Origin of the sequence: Rhodococcus sp. MH15 (assembly GCF_019266045.1) — a bacterium.
Taxonomy (GTDB): domain Bacteria; phylum Actinomycetota; class Actinomycetes; order Mycobacteriales; family Mycobacteriaceae; genus Rhodococcus_F; species Rhodococcus_F qingshengii.
This window is the reverse complement of the sequence record NZ_LPNP01000057.1, coordinates 108,434-125,712: the sequence shown is the minus strand read 5'-3', so window position 1 is coordinate 125,712 and position 17,279 is coordinate 108,434. Positions and strand designations below refer to the sequence as shown.

Sequence of the window (17,279 nt, the reverse complement as noted above, 5' to 3'; positions counted from 1 at the left end):
GCCAACGCTGGTCCAACCGATGGAAGGCAGCACTGAATGCCTTCGAGATAACGTTCGACGGACGGCTGTCTGCCGGACGAAAGTAGTTAGAAATCAACCAATTACACCGTTTTCTGGACAGACCCGCACCAACCGTGCGACGGTCTTTTTCTGTTCGTGGCTAGGTGTACCAGGTCGGTTCGGGAATCTCGCCGGTCAGAAAACGACTACCGACTTCACGGCGCTTGTACGCGAGCGGATCGTGAAGGGTATGCGTCCGGATGTTGCGCCAGTAGATGTCCAGGCCGACGTCGTTGGACGTGGCTCGGGCACCGGTCAGTTCGAAGATCTTGTTGCTGATCTCCAAGGAGACGTCGGCGGCGCGAAGTTTTGCGGCCGCAATGCGTACGGCGAGGTCGCCGCGAGCCTGCTCGGTGAGGTTTTCGCGAGCGTCGTGGAGCACGGCGTCGGCCTCACGGCTGACCTGGTCCACGAAGGCCTCCGCTGCCCACAGCTTGGATTGCAAGTCGCCGTAGCCCTCACGGAGGTACCACTCGTCGGTTGCGATTTCGCGGTTGTCACCGCCGTACGGCCATGGACGCGTACGGGTTCGGGTGTACTCGGCGGCAGTGTCCAGTGCGCCACGAGCGATCCCGAGGTAGAAGTTGGCGAACACGATCTCGATCGCCGGGAAGTTCAGGGTGTTGTAGACCAGAGGTTGGAATTCCTTGTCGACAAAGCCTGCCGCACTTGCCCAGTCGACCTCGACGTCGTTGATCTCGACACTGCCGGAATCGGTGAGGCGCTGCCCGAGATTGTCCCAATCACCGCGGAAGACTATGCCGTCCTGAGCAGTCGGCACGATTGCGAACACATGCGTCGCAGTTCCGTCGATGATTCCTTCGAGCACCGTGAGGTCGGTGACTCGGCCGCCGGTGGAAAACGACTTCACACCGTTGAACACCAGGGTGTCTCCGCGGTCCGCGACGGTGAGGTCGGTGTCTCGAGGGTTGACCGCGCCGCCGAAGAAGAATCGGTTGCTCGTGTACAGCTCCTCGACAGCGGAGATCTGCGGATCTGTTCCGACCAATCTGGCTGCCCATGCCCACAGGTAGTGGTATCCGAGCAGTTGTCCGATGGAGCCGTCGGCGCGGGCGATCTCCCGAACCACCTTGTAGGCGGTCTCCCATCGCTGCCCGCCGCCGCCGAACTCGACCGGGCCCAGGAGCGTCACAAGACCACTGTCCTTGAGCAGCTGAACTTCTCGGAACGGTGGTTCGCCGGCTCGGTCGCGGGCGAGTGCGTCGGCGGCAAGGATGTTGCTCACCTCGCGAGCCCGGTCGATCCAGCCCTCGGATGTGTCGGGAACGCCGACGAAGACTTCGGTTTCACTGGTCACGGTCATGCCTGTTCATCCTTTTCGGTCGGTGCGGTCCCGATGGCCCACACGTAAATCGGTTCGGTTCTGTTGATTTCGTAGTCGCCGACAACTTTGGATTTGAAGACGACCGGATTGTGGCTGGCGACGGTGCGGGCGTTGCGCCAGAATCGATCGAGATCGAGGTCGCGGCTGACTCCGGAAGCACCGAGTGCGTCGAAGATCTTGGCCGTGGCCGGCACGACGAGTCCGATCGAGGCGACTTGCCCTCGCCCCGAATCGATTTCGGCTGCGATGTTGGCGGCCTTCTCTTCCTCCGGCGAGCCGGAGAATGCGGCTTCGTAAGCCCATTGGGACGACTGTGCTGCGTGCAGTGCAACGGCCTCGGCTGCAAAGGCAGCAGAGGACACCTCGCCGACAACTTGCTGGATCTGCGAATCCTGCGCGTATCTCGGAGCGTTGCCGTGACTGAAGGTTCGAGTACGAGAGGCAACTCGACGAGAGATCTCGATCGTAGCAGCCTTGGCGATGCCGGCGAGAGTGGCGAGGTGGAACAATTGGTAGAACGCGGTCTGGTATTTGAATCGTGTCGAGAAGTCGAAGATGTTCTCCGGCTGTACAATTGCGTCCTCGTAGACGGACGAACCGGAGCCAGTCGTCTGCTGACCGAACCCGTTCCAATCGTCACTGTGTGTGACACCGGGTTGTCTCGCCTCGACCGCCGCGATCACGAATGCGCCGGTGTCGGTGCGCTGCGAGTACAGGTCGATCCAGTCGGCGAAGATGGAACCCGTGCTGTAGAACTTTGCCCCGTTCGCCAGGAAATGGTCGGCATCGGGTGCGGGCGAGACCTTGGTATTGGCTTCGCCCAATGCAACGTCGCCGATTTCGGTCCATGCGTTGCCGACCAACTGTCCCTCCGCGAAGCGTCGGAGCCAGATGTCACGCTCCGGGCCGGGGTCGGCGACCAGTCGGTCTTCGACAAACGCGAAATGTCCGCGCAGGGCCTGGGTGATATTGGAATCGGCGCTCGACAGCTCGACTAGTAAGCGGATCAATTGCGGGATGCTCGCACCCGATCCACCGTGTGTTGTCGGCACCCGAACGGCGCCGAAGCCTGCATTCTTGAGTGCGTCGATCTGTTGGAAGGGAAGTACGTGATCGCGTTCGCGTTCGACGACGCCTTGTGCGATGTCCGCGAAGATCGGACGGAATTTCTCTGCCAGTGTTTCGTAGTCGACCTCACTTTTGATCGGATCAGCAGACCGGGGTACGGCATTCGGCGTCAGTGCGGTGGTCATGGGAAGAATGCAAGCTGTAAACACCAGGGGCGTCGATCCTTCATCGCGACCTGATTCGAAGTGTTGTCAGTCAGCGCAAATCTCGGTTCGATGGCCTGCCGGGCACTCTTGTCGAAATCGAGTGGTCAGTGGGGTTGCTCGCGAACGTGCTCGACGGTCCATCCGCTCCATTCGACGGTCCCTCCGGCACCACAATCATGTCGGAACGGCAGCCCTGGAGGACCGGAGCGAACGACGACGCGAAAGTCTCTCCCCTCCAACCGAAGATCGACAGTCGTGTGTTCTCCGTCCATACTCTCGCTGATGCTCTCGAGTGCGTCCGTGGCGACGATGTCGGTGGCGCGTCGGACTGCGTGTTCGGCGGCCTGAGCGGCCTGTGACAGTGCCGCCCGGCCGCGCAGGTGCAGCAGCTCCAATTCTCCGGCTTGGTATTTTTCGGCTGCATCGATTGCGGAGTTGCCGTCCAGTCGGCTGAAATAGACTGCGGCGGGCCACGCAATCATGTTGGCCGCGAAACGATCTCCGCCGATGTGACTGCATTCCCACACATCTGCGATCTGTGCCGCGTTCAGCGCCGCCACGACCGGGCGGCCGAGTTCCGCGCAGCACGCATCCTTCTTTCCATGTGTGCAGACTGCGAAGAGCGGTTCCGTGCGGGAGCGGCCGAAGTCGGGTTCCGCTCCGGTGGCCATCGATTCGAACGGCAGTACCGACAGGTCCTCGTATCGGTCGACCGACCCTTCCCGCATCCATTGGCGTGTGCCGTCCGTCCAGGCGAGTACGCACGTCGGGGTGAGGACTCGGCGGTTGCGGGTCCGCCGGATCACCACGACACGGATACGGCCCTGCGCTGCGTAGATTTTTTCGGTGAGCGCGACGGGGAGAATGTCGTCAGGGGCGGACGCCGGCCAGGGGCCGGGGTGCTCGATCAATACCCACAGATGTGTCATTCCGGCGCGACCGACCATAGGTTCGCCGGCGGTCGACGACTGCCGTGTACAGGCGTGAGGGCGTCGACTGGTTTGCGGATTGGCGACAAATTCCGGAAAGCACTGCATAGATGCCTTCCCCAGGACACCGTCGCTGTGGCAGGGGAGGGAAGACATGATGAGGCTCCAGTCTCGTAGGTTAGGCTCACCAGACTATTGGATGGTGAATCCTTTGCTCAGCCGTGGTGAATGCGCGTGGCTGTGACGGTCGAAAGCAGTCGGTAACAGGAGTGTTGGGAATGAAACGCAGTAACTCGCGGGCGAAGTACGTGCTGGGTGGTTTTGTCCTCGCCGCCATCGTGGCAACGACAACGGCGTGTGGCAGTGACGACAAGACCGATTCCGGCAGTCAGTCTGCCGACACCGTGCACGCGGTCACCCACGCCCGCGGAACTACCGACGTACCGACGGATCCGCAGCGAGTTGTCGTGCTCGAGCCGGTTCAGCTCGACACGTCGGTAGCGCTCGGCGTGATTCCCGTGGGCACCGCGGTACTCAGCGAGACGACCGGCGTTCCGGCGTACCTCGGTGAGAAAGCGGCGGAGATCGAGATGGTCGGAACCGTCGCGGCACCGAACCTCGAGAAGATCGTCGCACTGAGCCCGGACCTGATCATCGGAACGGAATCGCGGCACGGTGATATGTACGAGCAGCTCGCTGCCATCGCACCGACCGTCTACATGGCAACTCAGACCGATCCGTGGCAGGACAACGTCCAGTTCGTCGCAGAGGCGTTGAACAAGACCGATCAGGCAGGTGAACTGCTCGGTGACTACACGGCACGCTGCGAGGAAGTGGCGAGCAAGCACAGCACCGAGGGCAAGACCGCTCAGCTGATCCGCCCACGCGACGACGTTCTGACGCTGTACGGACCCACGTCGTTTGCCGGAAGCACTCTCGAATGTGCTGGACTCACGATTCCCGCACGCGACTGGGAGAACTCGATCTCCGTCGACCTCTCCCCGGAATTCGTCTCCGGAGCCAACGCCGACCTCATCCTGGTCACCTCCGCGAAACCGGCCGATGCCGGCACGATGCCGAAGGCCGTCGCAGACAACGCCGGATTCTTCCCGAACCCGCATCTGGTGGACATGTCCTACTGGATAACCGGCGTCGGACCGCTCGGCGGCCTCACCGTTCTGGACGACCTCGATCGCATTCTCGGAGCGTCGAATTAGCAGTGCGCGAAGGAGCAGTGCGCGAGAGAGTCGCTAAGTTGGAGCCTATGACAACTCCAGTACAGAACATCGCGATCAACACCCTCGGTGGCGTGCCCACCTCTTTGGGTGAATACGACGGCCGCGCCGTCCTCGTGGTCAACGTCGCGTCCAAGTGTGGACTGACCCCGCAGTACTCGGCGCTCGAGAAGCTGGCCAGCGAGTACGCCGATCGCGGTCTGACCGTGATCGGTATCCCGTGCAACCAGTTCATGGGGCAGGAACCGGGTACCGCCGAAGAGATCGAGACGTTCTGCTCCACTACCTACGGCGTCACGTTCCCGCTTCTCGAGAAGATCGAGGTGAACGGCGAAAACCAGCATCCGCTGTACGCCGAGCTCACCAAGGCGGCCGACGCCGAAGGCGCTGCGGGAGACATTCAGTGGAACTTCGAGAAGTTCCTGATCGGACCGGACGGCACCGTCGTCAACCGCTTCCGTCCGCGGACCGAGCCGGACGCACCCGAGGTTGTCGCCGCGATCGAAGCTGCGCTTCCCAAGAACTAGAGGTTTCCAAGAACCAGTAGGTGCGCTGAAAACTGCCGCCGGATGATCATCCGGCGGCAGTGTGCTGTTCACCCACAGCTGCCACTATCGGAGTATGTCCGCAGAACTGATCGTGTCGGTATCCGGAATCAGAGACGAGACATGTTATCTCGCTGCCGGATTCGCAGACGAGATGGACACTCGAGGTGTCCGCTTGTCGCTCCTGGTGGCGCCGCGACTGAAGGACAAATACCGACTGGCCGACGACGCGGTGACGACGGCTTGGCTGCGTGAGCGTCGCGAGCACGGCGATGCCATCGTTCTGCACGGCTACGACCAGGCCGCAACCAAGCGTCGCCGAGCCGAGTTCGCCACTCTGTCGAAGCACGAAGCGAAACTGCGACTACTCGCTGCGGACCGCGTTCTCGAGCATGCAGGCCTTCGGACCCGGGTGTTCGCACCGCCGCGCTGGGTGGCATCGCCCGGTGCCATGTCGGTGTTGCCGGAGACGGGCTTTCGCACGATGGCAGGCCTCGGGGCAGTACATGATCTGACCCGCGGAACCTTGCAACGGGGAAGGGTTTTCGGGATCGGCGAAGGCTTCAAGGCCGAGCCGTGGTGGTGTCGCGCATTGGTTCTCGGCGCCGGGCGTGCCGCCAAACGTGGGGGACTGGTCAGATTGTCGATCACGGCCAAGCAGTTGGGAAACGAGGGCCCACGTCAGGCCGTCCTCGACGCCGTCGACCTTGCCCTCTTCCACGAAGCCGACTCGCAGGTGTATCGGTGGAACTCCCCGTCTCAGGAGCTCGGCGCTGCCTGAATTCGGCAGTTGGCAACTATTTGATAGCTACGAGACTATGTCGTCTGTCCGGGTTGTCCGAGCGGGCAGACTCTTCGCGTTTCTCCACTTCCTTGCTGGTAGTAGTGCAGAGTGGGTCAAAATCGCATAAAACGGACGATTAATTAGAGCGCTGGGTCAGCCAGCTCTCCCACTGCTAGAGTGCGTGCAGTTAATCTGCCGCTAGTAGATGGGATTGGGATCTCGCCATGCGCACGAGAGTGTTCTCCAAGTCGGCCGAGGGTCTTGTCGCCGTGGCTGTGGGCGCAGTCGTCTGTGCTGCGTTCGTTCCGGCGCTCGCGTCTGCCGCTCCGACCGGCGCGGTTCACATGCTGCCGACGGGCAGTGTCGACGGCGGGTCGAGCGGATCGAGCGGATCGAGCGGATCGAGCGATGGCGTCCGCACCGCAACCGTCGACGATGAAGGTGAGCAACTCACACTGCGCCTTCACAAGATGAACCTGCGGGGATCCGAGTTCTCGATGGCTGTGCAAGACAGCGACGGAGAGCTGACCGACGCGGTGATCCCGGCGCCCCGTTCGTACATCGGCAGCGTAGAAGGGCGTCCGGACGCAATCGTCTCGGCCATCGTCGACTCCGCCGGAACACTGCGCGGGCAGGTGATTTTCGATCGTGGTGTTTCGATAGAGTTCGTCGGATCCGAGGTGGTCGGTCGCAGCACGGCGCCGATCGACGCAAAACCCAAGTGGCCCACCGCGGCCATTGCGCCGGCCTCGGCCGCAAGGGTCGGCAAGACGGTCAAGCAGTTCGTGGTCGGACTGGACCTTAGTGGCGAGTGGTACTCCGCGCACGGCGCAGGCAGTGCCGCCGTCGCTCTGGATCGGGCCGAGGAATCAATGGCCCGCACCGCTGCCATCTGGATCAGAGACGTCGGGATTCGGCCGGTCCTCGGTCGAGTTGTCCTGCGGGCAGATTCCGCCGGCGATCCGTACTCGAGCAGTTGTGAAAATCTCGAGCAGTTGGAAGATCTGTGGTCCGATCAGGTCGGGTCGAGTGTCGATCAGGCGACCGTCGTGTGCGCATCCGGTGGCGGAAATGCCTACTACTCGAAGTTCGAACTCGACCACAGCTACGCGCATGTCGGTGCCGAGTCCGACGGCAACTTCAGCCGCGTTCTCCGCCACGAGTTGGGCCACAACTTCTATGCCGACGACTACCACGGCGGCGGCGCCGAGGGATCGACCATCATGAACGGTAACGACCTCTCGCGCTTCGACGGCACCGAATTCGCTGCCATCGTCGATGCGGCGGAGGTTGCCTCGGCTCGACTCGACGACGTCGGTCGGTACACGGCAAGCCCGATCCCGCCGTACGCCGCACTCGACACCGCGCGGGTCCGCTCAGGCGGCACAGTCACCGTCGACGCCGTCGCGAATGATCATGACAGCAACGGAGATTCGATCACAGTGACCGGCGTCGGGGCGACGTCACTTCTCGGTGGCACCGTGAAGCTCGAAAACGGCGAAGTGGTGTTCGAAGCCGGAACGAAGGCAGGCACCGACAGGATTCTCTACACACTCACCGACGCAGCCGGTGGCACGAGCACCGGCTGGATCATCGTCGATGTGAGTGCGTGAGAACCGAATCAGGCGACTTCGACGCTCGACTCCTCGTCGAGAACTCGGAACTCGGTGCCGTCGGCAGCCATTTCCGAGTAGCGACCGTAGAAGATGCCTGCGGCCTCGTCGCGGATGATCGCTTGATGAATGGGAACCGCAACGCGCGGCGCCACCGCGCGGAGGTAGTCGATGGCCTCCGAGATCTTGAGCCACGGTGCGGCGGCGGGGAGGGCGAGAACGTCGATCTTTTGTTCGGGGACGTAGAGGGAATCGCCGGGATGCATGAACCGTGCCGGGTTGGTGGCGTCACCGAGGAGGAACGCGGTGTTGTCGATCATCGGTAGGTCCGGATGGATGATTGCGTGCTCTCCGCCCGTTCCGGTCACCTCGACGTCGCCGATGCTGAACCGGTCGCCCGGCCGGACGCCGGTCCAGCGCCCACCGAGCTTTTCAGCCGTCTGCGGATCGCTGTAGAGCACGGCGTCAGGATTCGCTTCGGCCAGTTCGGGCAGCCGCGCCGGGTCGGCGTGATCGGGGTGTTGATGTGTCACGAGGATGGCGTCGAGGCCGGTGATGCCTTCGAATCCGTGCGAGAAGTTGCCGGGATCGAAGAGGATCTTCGAGCCGTTCAACTCCACGAGCACACAGGAATGGCCAAAATGTGTCAGTCGCATGATTTCGAGTATGCGCCGCCCCGAAGGGACTCGCAGGCGGGTTTCACAGGTGGTGGCCGTCACGCCCCGATCACTCGATGCGAACCATCTCGGGTCCGCCCGGTAAACTGGCCATCACCCGAGCGTTTCACTCCGGGTTCGCGCACTAGTACCGAGGAGCAGCACGTGGCCCGTGTCGTCGTCGAAGTCATGCCCAAGGCCGAGATTCTCGACCCCCAGGGACAGGCAATTGTCGGGGCACTGTCTCGCCTGGGCTTTGCAGGAGTATCCGATGTCCGTCAGGGCAAGCGGTTCGAGTTGGAGATCGACGGCAGTGTCGAAGACGCCGAACTCGAGAAGATCGCCGAAGGCCTGCTGGCCAACACGGTGATCGAGGATTGGACCGTCAGGCGAGTCGAGGCATGAGCGCACGTATCGGAGTAATCACTTTCCCCGGCACGCTCGACGACATCGACGCGGCGCGGGCAGTGAACCTGGCCGGCGGTGAAGCTGTCGAACTCTGGCACGGCGATGCAGACCTCAAGGGTGTCGACGCGGTCATCGTGCCCGGCGGATTCTCGTACGGCGATTACCTTCGTTGCGGCGCGATCGCACGTTTTGCTCCCGCGATGGGCAAGGTCGTGGAAGCAGCCAAGGGCGGCATGCCGGTCCTGGGCATCTGCAACGGTTTCCAGATCCTCTGCGAAGCAGGTTTGCTGCCCGGTGCCCTGACCCGTAACCAGGGTCTGCACTTCATCTGCCGCGACGAGTGGTTGACGGTCGAAGCCAACAACACGGCGTGGTCCTCGCGATACGAGGCCGGCGCGCAGATCCTCATCCCCCTCAAGTCGGGTGAAGGTCGCTTCCAGGCGTCCGAGAAGGTTCTCGACGAACTCGAGGGCGAAGGCCGCGTCGTCTTCCGTTACTCGGAGGAGAACCCCAACGGCTCGCAGCGTCGTATCGCCGGCATCTCCTCGGCCAACGGCCGGGTCGTCGGTTTGATGCCGCACCCCGAGCACGCCACCGAGGCTCTCACCGGTCCCAGTGACGACGGATTGGGCTTGTTCTACTCGGCCCTCGACGCGATCGTCACTGCCTGATCGCCTGCTGATTTTCACCACTGAACGCCGACCGGAAATCCGGTCGGCGTTCAGTCGTATGTGGGCCCGGTACCCAGGGCTACTGGCTGTAGGAACTGAGGAAGTTGCCGAGTCGCTCGAGTGCCGTCGAGAGATCGTCGGTGTTGGGGAGAGTCACCAACCGGAAGTGATCGGGTTCGATCCAATTGAACGCGCGACCGTGGCTGACAAGAATCTTCTCCGATTCCAGTAGATCGAGAACGAACCTCTCGTCGTCGACGATGCCGAACTTGTCGACGTCGAGCTTGGGGAACAGGTACAGCGCCCCGTCGGCCTGTTGGCAACTGATCCCGTCGATGCTGTTGAGCGTGGTGTGTGCGAGATCGCGCTGGGCCGTCAGCCGACCTTGTGGGAGCAACAGGTCCTCGATGGACTGGCGTCCGCCGAGTGCAGTCTGGATAGCGTGCTGCGCCGGCACGTTGGCACACATTCGCATGTTGGCCAGCAATTTGATGCCTTCGATGAAGCTCGACGCCCGCTCGAGTGGTCCGGTGATGGCCAGCCATCCGGCTCGGAATCCGCACACGCGGTAGGCCTTGGACAGTCCCGAATACGTCAGACACAGAACGTCTCGCCCGGTCATCGTCGCAAGGTTTGTCATGGATCGGCCGTCGTAGACGATCTTTTCGTAGATCTCGTCGGCGAAGAGCATCAGATCGTGTTTGCGCGCTAGATCCACGAAGCGTTGCAGCACCTCCGTCGAGTAGACGGCGCCCGTCGGATTGTTGGGATTGATGACGACAATCCCTCGGGTGCGCGGCGTGATCCGAGCTTCCAGATCGTCGAAGTCCGGTGCCCAGCCTTGGCTTTCATCGGTGAGGTAGTGGACGGGCGTGCCGCCGGCAAGTGAAACCGAAGCCGTCCACAAGGGATAGTCGGGAGCGGGAATCAGGATCTCGTCCTCTGGATTGCAGAGGGCCTGCATCGTCAGGGTGATCAGTTCGGACACACCGTTTCCGAGATAGATCTCGTCGACGGTGACGTCGGTGATACCCCGCGTCTGGTAGTACTGGACCACCGCAGTGCGCGCCGAATACAGTCCGCGAGAATCGCAATATCCCTGCGCGGTAGGGAGATTGCGGATCATGGCCATCATGATTTCGTCCGGAGCTTCGAACCCGAAGGGGGCCGGATTGCCGACGTTGAGTCGCAGGATCGTGTGTCCCTGATCCTCGAGTTCTTCGGTCTTGTCGAGAATTCGCCCTCTGATGTCGTACCTGACATTCTCGAGCTTGCGGGCCTGATCGATGGGTGTGTTCACGCGGTTACGTACCTCTCCGGTTCGGGTGGGCGAGTTGTGTTTCAGATGAGAAGGGCGCCTCAGGGTTCGGTCTGGAAACGGACATTGATTCGCGATAGCGCTAGCGGCGAAAGAGGAGTAGCGCTACTATGATTCGACATGTCCAATGATAGCAGTTCGAGGATTGTCGCAGCCTTGCGTGAGTGGATCGCGACGGCTCCTCCAGGCGCGAAGCTTCCGTCCACTCGGTCGCTCGTCAGCCTGCACGGGGCGAGTCCGGTCACCGTGCAGAAGGCGCTGCGAACACTGGTATCTCAGGGGGTTGTGGAGGCTCGTCCCGGTGTGGGGACCTTCGTGCGCGCGGCGCGCGTCGTGCGACCCAACGACTACGGGTGGCAGACAGCGGCGCTTGGATCGCCGAACTATCGTCTGCAGCTGCCCATGGCGCTGCAGTCCACCTCCAACGACGTGATCGCGCTGCATTCCGGCTATCCGGCCCGAGAGCTGTTGCCGGAAGGTCTGGTTCGTGCAGCCTTCACCAGGGCGACGCGAACCGACGCCGTGTTCAATCGGCCCCTCGCTGCCGGGCTTCCGGAACTGCAGTCCTGGTTTGCCTCCGAATTGGGTTCCGCCACTCCTGCCGGGATCACTCCGCCGGGGCCGAACGACGTGGTTGTACTTCCCGGCAGCCAGGGTGGGCTTGCGACGTCCTTTCGCGCGTTGGTGGGGGAGGGGCGTCCGTTGCTCATGGAATCGCCGACCTACTGGGGAGCGATCCTGGCCGCCGCGCAGGCTGGAGTCACGGTCATTCCGATTTCCAGCGGCGCCAACGGTCCTGATCCTGAAGAGCTTTCGCGTGCATTCGAACAGACCGGTGCCCGTGCGTTCTACGCACAACCGAGCTTCGCGAGTCCGACGGGAGCGCTGTGGTCGCCGTCGTTGGCTGACAAGGTTCTCGACACCGTCCGTCGGCACGGCGCATTCCTCATCGAGGACAGTTCGGCGCTCGACTTCGGAATCACCGCAGATCCCAGCCCCATCGCTGCACGAGACGACAGCGGTCACGTCGTCTACCTTCGTGCGCTGACCAAGAGCGTGTCCCCATCGGTGCGAGTTGCCGGATTGATCGCTCGGGGTCCGGCGTACGAGCGGATTTTGGCTGATACACAGGCAGATTCGATGTACGTCAGCGGGATGCTGCAAGCGGTAGCGCTCGACGTCGTGACCCAACCGGCCTGGCGAACGCACTTGCGCAGGCTTCGTCACCAACTCGAGGCCAGACGCGACCTCCTCGTCTCGAGTCTGCGCGAGCACGCGCCGGACGCTCACCTCGATGCCGTACCGAAAGGCGGACTCAACCTCTGGCTTCGGCTCCCGGACACCACGAACGTCGAACGCGTGGTGCAGGACTGCCGGTCGGCCGGCGTCATCGTCGGGGCCGGTGACGATTGGTTCCCGGCAGAACCGACTGGAAAGTTCTTGCGGCTCAACTACGCCGGACCGAACCCGGGTGAGTTCCCCGACGCCGCCCGCATTATCGGCCGAGCAATCACGCAACATATGTAGAACTTCACCTCGCTGGTGGTTGACCTGAACTTCCGTTGAGGTTTTATCGTCGTGTGCATGAACAAACAAGCGATGCAGCCACCGGCCAACCAGCCGATCGGATTCTGGACCGCGCGAGCCGGTGAAGCGATTCGCACGCGCACGCGCGGAGCACTCGAAGCGATCGGCGTCACCCAGCCGGGGTGGTGGGTCCTGCACCAACTTTCGCTGCACCCTGAAGGGGTGGAGCGTGCTGTCCTCTTGCGGACGATCGGTCCGAACGAATCCACCGACGTGATCGATGACGCCGTCGACTCTGCCCTCGAATTGGGGTGGGCGCGCGAAGACGGGTCTGTCCTTCGCCCGACTGATGCGGGCTTCGAGCAGTTCGATCGCGCCGCGCGGGTACAGCAGATGCTGCAGGAAGAGCGGATGCAGGGAATCACCGAAGAGGAGTTTGTCACCACCATCACTGTGCTGCAGCGAACCATCAAGAACGTGGGCGGCGACGCCTGGCACTGGTAGCAGACATTATCTGGGCCCGCTGCCGGGTAGAGCGGCTTCGATCAATTCGACGGCACGGGACACACCGCCCGCCGCTGCGAGTTCTTCTGCCAACTCCGCGCTGCGTCGGCGGAACTCGTTGACGCTCACCAGAGTCAGCGCCTCACGAAGCTCTACTGCCGTGACGGTAGCGCTGTCGACGCGTACTGCGACACCGGCGTCGACGAGCGAGTCGGCGTTGCCGAACTGATCGACGGCTTGCGGCACTGCGATCATGGGTGTCCCGGTCACGAGTCCCTCGCTGGATCCGCCCATACCCGCGTGGGTCACGAACGCGTCGGCCTGCTGCAGAATCGCGAACTGCGGTACCCAACGGTGTATTTCGACGTTGTCGGGCAATGGTCCGAGATCTGAGATCTGCACCTGCTTTCCGATCTGGAGGACGACGTGCCAGCCGTCCATCTGGCCGAAAGCCTCGACGCAGGTGCGGTAGAAATCCGGATGATCGGTGAATGCTGAACCCAGCGAGATCAACAAGAGCTTGCGTTCGGGATCCGGGTTCACCCAAGGTTGACTGCTCGGTTCGAGTGCGGGGCCGACGAACGTGTAGACGTCGCGGTTCACGCGTTCGGCGTTGGGCTGCATCGATTCTGCGATCAGCACGATTGCACGGGGTGGGCGTCCGGTGAACTCACGCGGATCGACCTCGACGCCTTCGGCGCGGAAGAACCGGGTCTCCCGATCGAGCAGGTCGACGCCTCTCGGATCGGAACGAATTTCGTCGTACATCGGTGCGGCGTCGGCTTCGTAACCGTCCCAGGCAACGTACGTCGGCGACAACTGGATGATGGGAACGCCCCACTGCTGAGCCAGTATTCGTGCCGGAATGCCGGCGATGTCGTAGAGAAAGAGGTCAGGGCGATCGTCTTCGTAGATTCGGCGTAGCTGCGGCAGCATCGACTCGTAATCGTCCTGGAAAATCGTCAACTGATCGATCAGATCCCCGTCCCAGCTCTTCTCGGGTTCGGCGCCGTCGGGAGAAGGGACGAGGCTGGGCAGCGTGGAGACGTACGGTGCGAATTCGGCCCCGGTCGCCTCGATGATCTCACGCATCGACTCGTCGTTGGCATAGGTGACGCGGTGACCGGCGGCGACGAGACGCGCGATGATCGCCAGGCTCGGATTGACGTGGCCCGGTGCCGGAATGCTCACCATGGCTATATGTCTGCGGGTCATCGATCACTCCTGCCGTCTGACTGTTCTGGAACAACTCCGGATACCGGACCGAGACTATCCACCAGGATGGGTAACGGCATCTGATTTTTGCCGGGGAAGTACCGAGCGCACTCGAGTAGGACTACGCATCCGAGTGCCGGGATGGGCGAGCAGACTTCGAAGCATGAGCACACCGACAACACCCTCGAAGACCACTGCAGCCTTCTATCTTCAGGCCGGAATAGCCTTTGCCGTCAGTTTTGTCGGCACCCTCCTCGGAATTGCGTATCTTCCGATCGATGCGTGGCAACGCGGATTTCTCGGAATGTCCTTGCTGTTCTTGGTCACCAGTACGTTCACGTTGGCCAAGGTGATTCGTGATCAGCAGGAGGCATCCACAGTCAGGGTTCGAGTGGACGAGGCTCGACTCGAGAAGCTGATCGCCGAGCACGATCCGTTCAAAGCGGCAGCCTGAAACCTGTCGGCAAGGTGAGGATCAGCGTGCTGCCGAGAGGTTGCTCGTTTCGGAGCGCCGACAGATCGCCGCCGTGTGCGAGCGCGAGGCTGCGCGCAATCGTGAGCCCCAAACCGGAACCGTCGGATCGATCACCGCGATGGAAACGGTCGAAAACTGATTCGAGTTGGTCTGCGGGAATTCCGTCACCGGTGTCGGTGACGGACACCGAGAGGTGGTCACCTTCCCGTGCGAGTGTCACCCTCACCGAACCTCCGCTCGGAGTGTGCCGCAACGCGTTTTCGAGCAGATTGGCGAGGATCTGTTCGATTCGTTGGCGATCGACCTCGGCCGTGATCGGTTGCGGAGGTAGCGCGGTCGTCAATTCGACTCCACGATCGGCGAAACGTGGCGCCGCTGCTGCCGTTGCGCTGCAAACGATGTCGTCGATCTTCTCGTCTCGGCGATCGAGTTCGAGAGCGTGTTCGTCGGCCGCGGAGACGTCCGCCAGATCGCAAGAGAGCCGACGCAGTCTTTCGAGTTGATCGCGCATGACCGACCATGAAGAGTTGTCCGTGGGGAGGACGCCATCCTCGATGCCGTCCACGTACGCAGCCAAAGTCGATAGCGGAGTGCGTAATTCGTGGGCAAGATCGGCAAGCAGGCGTTTGCGGACCCGATCCGAATGATCAAGGCGTGCCGCCATGTCGGCAAAGGCAGTTTCGAGACGCGTGAAATCGGCATCTACGTCGGACCTGCCGATAGTCACGTCGAAGTTCCCGTCTGCGACGCTTTGAGCCGCCTCCGCCAGCGTTGAGATCGGGGCCGTGATGCGTCGGACGATGTAGACCGCGGCGATGCTTGCGCCCACCAGTGCGACCGCGATCCCGCACAACAGTGCAATGGTCATGGTCTGAGCGAATGCCTCTTCGGTGTGGGTACGGACATTCGAGTCTTCGATGCCGGCCATCATGAGGTGGTTGTGAAAGAGCGGGGCAGCGACGGCAATGGCGACTGCGGCGATGGCGAGGCAGGAGACGAACAGGACGACAAGCTGCGCCAGCAGCAGTTTTCCGCGTAGCCCGAGTTTCTTCATGACGACCTCGTTCATGACGACCGCGTTCATGACGACCTCAGGGAGTATCCGACGCCCCTGACGGTTCTGATGAACCGAGGATCGGTCGCGTCGTCGCCGAGTTTGCGGCGTAATGCACGGACATGGACGTCGACGATGTGTTGGTCCCCGAACCAGGGCGACCCCCACACCGAGGCGATGATGTCTGCTCGACTCCAGGCGGCGTCAGGTCGGGTAGCGAGGGCGGAGAGCAACGCGAACTCGGTGGGTGTGAGATCGACCGGGCGGTTGTCGACATGCACGGTGCGGGCGAGGACGTCGATGTCGAGACCGGGTGGCGTCGGCAGCGCTTCCGGCAGCATGCTCGACGCACGTGGCCGTCTGAGCAGTGCTTTCACTCGCGCAACCAACTCGCGGGGGCCGAAGGGTTTGACCACGTAGTCATCTGCGCCAGCTGCCAGTCCGGTCACCTTGTCCGACTCGTCACCGCGGGCGGAGAGCATCAGGACGTACGCGTCGGAAAACGTACGGATCCGCCGGCAGACTTCCAGACCGTCGAAGCCCGGGAGCATCAGGTCGAGCACGATCAGCGCGGGCTCGAATTCGCGCACCGAACGTACTGCGCTCGGCCCGTCGTGGGCGAGGCGCACGGTGAATCCTTCGCGTGTCAGATAGTTGGCGACAACCTTGGCGAGGGCAGTCTCGTCGTCGACGACAAGAACGCGCCCCGGTTCCTCGCCAGGTCGTAGTTCGGCGCTCATCAGACCGAGGTTAGTCGACTGCGTGTCTGCATTGCTGTCGCGTGGTGGTTTCCACTCGACTGTGAAGATTCGATGAAGGAAGCCTGTTCGAGCCGGTTATCGGGCTTCGCGGTGGATTTTCGCCGGTAACGTGGCAACTGTGCATGTGCAGCACTCTTGTCAAATCAATTGTGGTGCAGTGCATATCGAACAGAATCAATTCTCGGGAGTGAAAACATGTCTTTGACGGTCAGGAAGAGCGCCGCGCGGTTCGTTCCGGTTGTGGCAGCGGCAGCACTGTTGATTGCCGGATGCTCGGACAACTCCGGGGAGAGCATCAACCATTCTTCCGAAACAACCAGCGTCGCAGCACAGTCGGAGATTCCTGCGGGTGTCAATGCCGCCGACATCGAGTTTCTCGAAGGAATGTACCCGCATCACGCGCAGGCATTGGACATGGCCAGAATGGTCGACGGTCGAACCGACAATGCCGAACTTCTCTCTCTTGCAGCACAGATAGAGGCAGCGCAAGGCCCGGAGATGGCTCAGATGACCGAATTGTTGACGGAGTGGGGACGCCCCGAGCCTTCGTCGAGTTCGATGGAGGGCATGGATGAGTCGGCGCACGCGGGACACGGCGTCGGGATGGCCGAGATGCCGGGAATGATGTCGGCCGACGACATGACCGCCCTCACCGATGCCAGTGGCGCGGAGTTCGACAAGTTGTGGCTGACGATGATGATCGAGCACCACAAGGGTGCCATCACCATGTCCCAGACCGAACTCGACAACGGGCTCGACCCGTCGGCGGAGAAGATGGCAGAAGCGATCATTGCCGGTCAGCAGGCGGAAATCACTCAGATGGAAGCGATGTTGAAGGGGAGTTGAACAGGAGGCCTTGGCCGCGTGACCTTGCTCGGGTGGCTACCTGGGCATACGTTCGAGGC

18 protein-coding genes are annotated in these 17,279 nt (G+C 62.1%); 10 read left to right on the top strand and 8 right to left on the bottom strand.

The window, feature by feature from the left end:
- Positions 1 to 160 precede the first annotated feature (160 nt).
- The 3 genes from ATN37_RS04230 to ATN37_RS04220 form a co-directional block, all read right to left on the bottom strand.
- Complete coding sequence (locus ATN37_RS04230; protein WP_054188015.1) at positions 161 to 1,384, bottom strand: acyl-CoA dehydrogenase family protein; 1,224 nt, start codon at positions 1,382 to 1,384, stop codon at positions 161 to 163.
- Positions 1,381 to 2,658: an acyl-CoA dehydrogenase family protein gene (locus ATN37_RS04225; RefSeq protein WP_063314974.1), complete on the bottom strand. Its 1,278-nt coding sequence runs from the start codon at positions 2,656 to 2,658 to the stop codon at positions 1,381 to 1,383. The genes ATN37_RS04230 and ATN37_RS04225 overlap by 4 nt, the downstream gene beginning before the upstream one ends.
- 125 nt (positions 2,659 to 2,783) lie before the next feature.
- Positions 2,784 to 3,608 (bottom strand): sucrase ferredoxin, encoded by an 825-nt coding sequence (locus tag ATN37_RS04220; protein WP_233405655.1) that lies wholly within the window; start codon positions 3,606 to 3,608, stop codon positions 2,784 to 2,786.
- 278 nt (positions 3,609 to 3,886) lie between these two features.
- On the opposite strand from ATN37_RS04220, the gene ATN37_RS04215 reads away from it, so the two are divergent.
- From ATN37_RS04215 to ATN37_RS04200, 4 genes are all read left to right on the top strand, one after another.
- Positions 3,887 to 4,825, top strand: a complete 939-nt coding sequence (locus ATN37_RS04215; RefSeq protein ID WP_054781002.1) for an ABC transporter substrate-binding protein — start codon at positions 3,887 to 3,889, stop codon at positions 4,823 to 4,825.
- 47 nt (positions 4,826 to 4,872) lie between these two features.
- The gene (locus ATN37_RS04210) at positions 4,873 to 5,370 is read left to right on the top strand and encodes a glutathione peroxidase (protein ID WP_003945816.1); all 498 of its coding nucleotides are present in this window, start codon (positions 4,873 to 4,875) and stop codon (positions 5,368 to 5,370) included.
- Between the two features lie 94 nt (positions 5,371 to 5,464).
- Complete coding sequence (locus ATN37_RS04205; RefSeq protein ID WP_007734443.1) at positions 5,465 to 6,169, top strand: DUF2334 domain-containing protein; 705 nt, start codon at positions 5,465 to 5,467, stop codon at positions 6,167 to 6,169.
- Between the two features lie 227 nt (positions 6,170 to 6,396).
- Complete coding sequence (locus tag ATN37_RS04200; RefSeq protein ID WP_218694811.1) at positions 6,397 to 7,785, top strand: Ig-like domain-containing protein; 1,389 nt, start codon at positions 6,397 to 6,399, stop codon at positions 7,783 to 7,785.
- Between the two features lie 8 nt (positions 7,786 to 7,793).
- Here ATN37_RS04200 and ATN37_RS04195 read toward each other — a convergent pair whose 3' ends face one another.
- Positions 7,794 to 8,441, bottom strand: a complete 648-nt coding sequence (locus tag ATN37_RS04195) for an MBL fold metallo-hydrolase (RefSeq protein WP_054781003.1) — start codon at positions 8,439 to 8,441, stop codon at positions 7,794 to 7,796.
- A gap of 165 nt (positions 8,442 to 8,606) precedes the next feature.
- Between ATN37_RS04195 and purS the strand changes: the two genes are divergently transcribed.
- Complete coding sequence (purS, locus tag ATN37_RS04190) at positions 8,607 to 8,846, top strand: phosphoribosylformylglycinamidine synthase subunit PurS (RefSeq protein WP_003945817.1); 240 nt, start codon at positions 8,607 to 8,609, stop codon at positions 8,844 to 8,846.
- Complete coding sequence (gene purQ, locus ATN37_RS04185) at positions 8,843 to 9,520, top strand: phosphoribosylformylglycinamidine synthase subunit PurQ (protein WP_003945887.1); 678 nt, start codon at positions 8,843 to 8,845, stop codon at positions 9,518 to 9,520. The genes purS and purQ overlap by 4 nt, the downstream gene beginning before the upstream one ends.
- A gap of 79 nt (positions 9,521 to 9,599) precedes the next feature.
- On the opposite strand, the gene ATN37_RS04180 is transcribed toward purQ, so the two are convergent.
- Entirely contained in the window at positions 9,600 to 10,820 is a 1,221-nt protein-coding gene (locus tag ATN37_RS04180; protein ID WP_003945423.1) for a pyridoxal phosphate-dependent aminotransferase, read from the bottom strand.
- 138 nt (positions 10,821 to 10,958) lie between these two features.
- On the opposite strand from ATN37_RS04180, the gene ATN37_RS04175 reads away from it, so the two are divergent.
- Both ATN37_RS04175 and ATN37_RS04170 read left to right on the top strand, forming a co-directional pair.
- Positions 10,959 to 12,365: a PLP-dependent aminotransferase family protein gene (locus ATN37_RS04175; protein WP_042452643.1), complete on the top strand. Its 1,407-nt coding sequence runs from the start codon at positions 10,959 to 10,961 to the stop codon at positions 12,363 to 12,365.
- 57 nt (positions 12,366 to 12,422) lie between these two features.
- Positions 12,423 to 12,869, top strand: a complete 447-nt coding sequence (locus ATN37_RS04170) for a MarR family winged helix-turn-helix transcriptional regulator (protein ID WP_209911463.1) — start codon at positions 12,423 to 12,425, stop codon at positions 12,867 to 12,869.
- A 6-nt stretch (positions 12,870 to 12,875) separates the two neighbouring features.
- Here ATN37_RS04170 and ATN37_RS04165 read toward each other — a convergent pair whose 3' ends face one another.
- Positions 12,876 to 14,084 carry a macrolide family glycosyltransferase gene (locus ATN37_RS04165; protein ID WP_218694810.1) on the bottom strand — a complete coding sequence of 403 codons (1,209 nt, stop codon included), beginning with the start codon at positions 14,082 to 14,084 and terminating at the stop codon, positions 12,876 to 12,878.
- A gap of 163 nt (positions 14,085 to 14,247) precedes the next feature.
- On the opposite strand from ATN37_RS04165, the gene ATN37_RS04160 reads away from it, so the two are divergent.
- Positions 14,248 to 14,538 (top strand): YiaA/YiaB family inner membrane protein, encoded by a 291-nt coding sequence (locus ATN37_RS04160; RefSeq protein ID WP_003945505.1) that lies wholly within the window; start codon positions 14,248 to 14,250, stop codon positions 14,536 to 14,538.
- Here ATN37_RS04160 and ATN37_RS04155 read toward each other — a convergent pair.
- Positions 14,522 to 15,643: a cell wall metabolism sensor histidine kinase WalK gene (locus ATN37_RS04155; RefSeq protein ID WP_158646396.1), complete on the bottom strand. Its 1,122-nt coding sequence runs from the start codon at positions 15,641 to 15,643 to the stop codon at positions 14,522 to 14,524. The two genes, ATN37_RS04160 and ATN37_RS04155, sit on opposite strands and share 17 nt — an antisense overlap.
- The gene (locus ATN37_RS04150) at positions 15,640 to 16,353 is read right to left on the bottom strand and encodes a response regulator transcription factor (RefSeq protein WP_003945526.1); all 714 of its coding nucleotides are present in this window, start codon (positions 16,351 to 16,353) and stop codon (positions 15,640 to 15,642) included. Before ATN37_RS04150 ends, ATN37_RS04155 begins: the two co-directional genes overlap by 4 nt.
- A gap of 216 nt (positions 16,354 to 16,569) precedes the next feature.
- On the opposite strand from ATN37_RS04150, the gene ATN37_RS04145 reads away from it, so the two are divergent.
- Positions 16,570 to 17,220 (top strand): DUF305 domain-containing protein, encoded by a 651-nt coding sequence (locus ATN37_RS04145; protein WP_054188009.1) that lies wholly within the window; start codon positions 16,570 to 16,572, stop codon positions 17,218 to 17,220.
- The last annotated feature ends 59 nt before the right edge of the window (positions 17,221 to 17,279 follow it).

Coding starts and splice junctions, on each gene's coding strand:
- ATN37_RS04230 (WP_054188015.1), bottom strand. CDS start 1,384: ATGACCGTGACCAGTGAAACCGAAGTCTTCGTCGGCGTTCCCGACACA.
- ATN37_RS04225 (WP_063314974.1), bottom strand. CDS start 2,658: ATGACCACCGCACTGACGCCGAATGCCGTACCCCGGTCTGCTGATCCG.
- ATN37_RS04220 (WP_233405655.1), bottom strand. CDS start 3,608: ATGACACATCTGTGGGTATTGATCGAGCACCCCGGCCCCTGGCCGGCG.
- ATN37_RS04215 (WP_054781002.1), top strand. CDS start 3,887: ATGAAACGCAGTAACTCGCGGGCGAAGTACGTGCTGGGTGGTTTTGTC.
- ATN37_RS04210 (WP_003945816.1), top strand. CDS start 4,873: ATGACAACTCCAGTACAGAACATCGCGATCAACACCCTCGGTGGCGTG.
- ATN37_RS04205 (WP_007734443.1), top strand. CDS start 5,465: ATGTCCGCAGAACTGATCGTGTCGGTATCCGGAATCAGAGACGAGACA.
- ATN37_RS04200 (WP_218694811.1), top strand. CDS start 6,397: ATGCGCACGAGAGTGTTCTCCAAGTCGGCCGAGGGTCTTGTCGCCGTG.
- ATN37_RS04195 (WP_054781003.1), bottom strand. CDS start 8,441: ATGCGACTGACACATTTTGGCCATTCCTGTGTGCTCGTGGAGTTGAAC.
- purQ (WP_003945887.1), top strand. CDS start 8,843: ATGAGCGCACGTATCGGAGTAATCACTTTCCCCGGCACGCTCGACGAC.
- ATN37_RS04175 (WP_042452643.1), top strand. CDS start 10,959: ATGTCCAATGATAGCAGTTCGAGGATTGTCGCAGCCTTGCGTGAGTGG.
- ATN37_RS04170 (WP_209911463.1), top strand. CDS start 12,423: ATGAACAAACAAGCGATGCAGCCACCGGCCAACCAGCCGATCGGATTC.
- ATN37_RS04165 (WP_218694810.1), bottom strand. CDS start 14,084: ATGACCCGCAGACATATAGCCATGGTGAGCATTCCGGCACCGGGCCAC.
- ATN37_RS04160 (WP_003945505.1), top strand. CDS start 14,248: ATGAGCACACCGACAACACCCTCGAAGACCACTGCAGCCTTCTATCTT.
- ATN37_RS04155 (WP_158646396.1), bottom strand. CDS start 15,643: ATGAACGCGGTCGTCATGAACGAGGTCGTCATGAAGAAACTCGGGCTA.
- ATN37_RS04150 (WP_003945526.1), bottom strand. CDS start 16,353: ATGAGCGCCGAACTACGACCTGGCGAGGAACCGGGGCGCGTTCTTGTC.
- ATN37_RS04145 (WP_054188009.1), top strand. CDS start 16,570: ATGTCTTTGACGGTCAGGAAGAGCGCCGCGCGGTTCGTTCCGGTTGTG.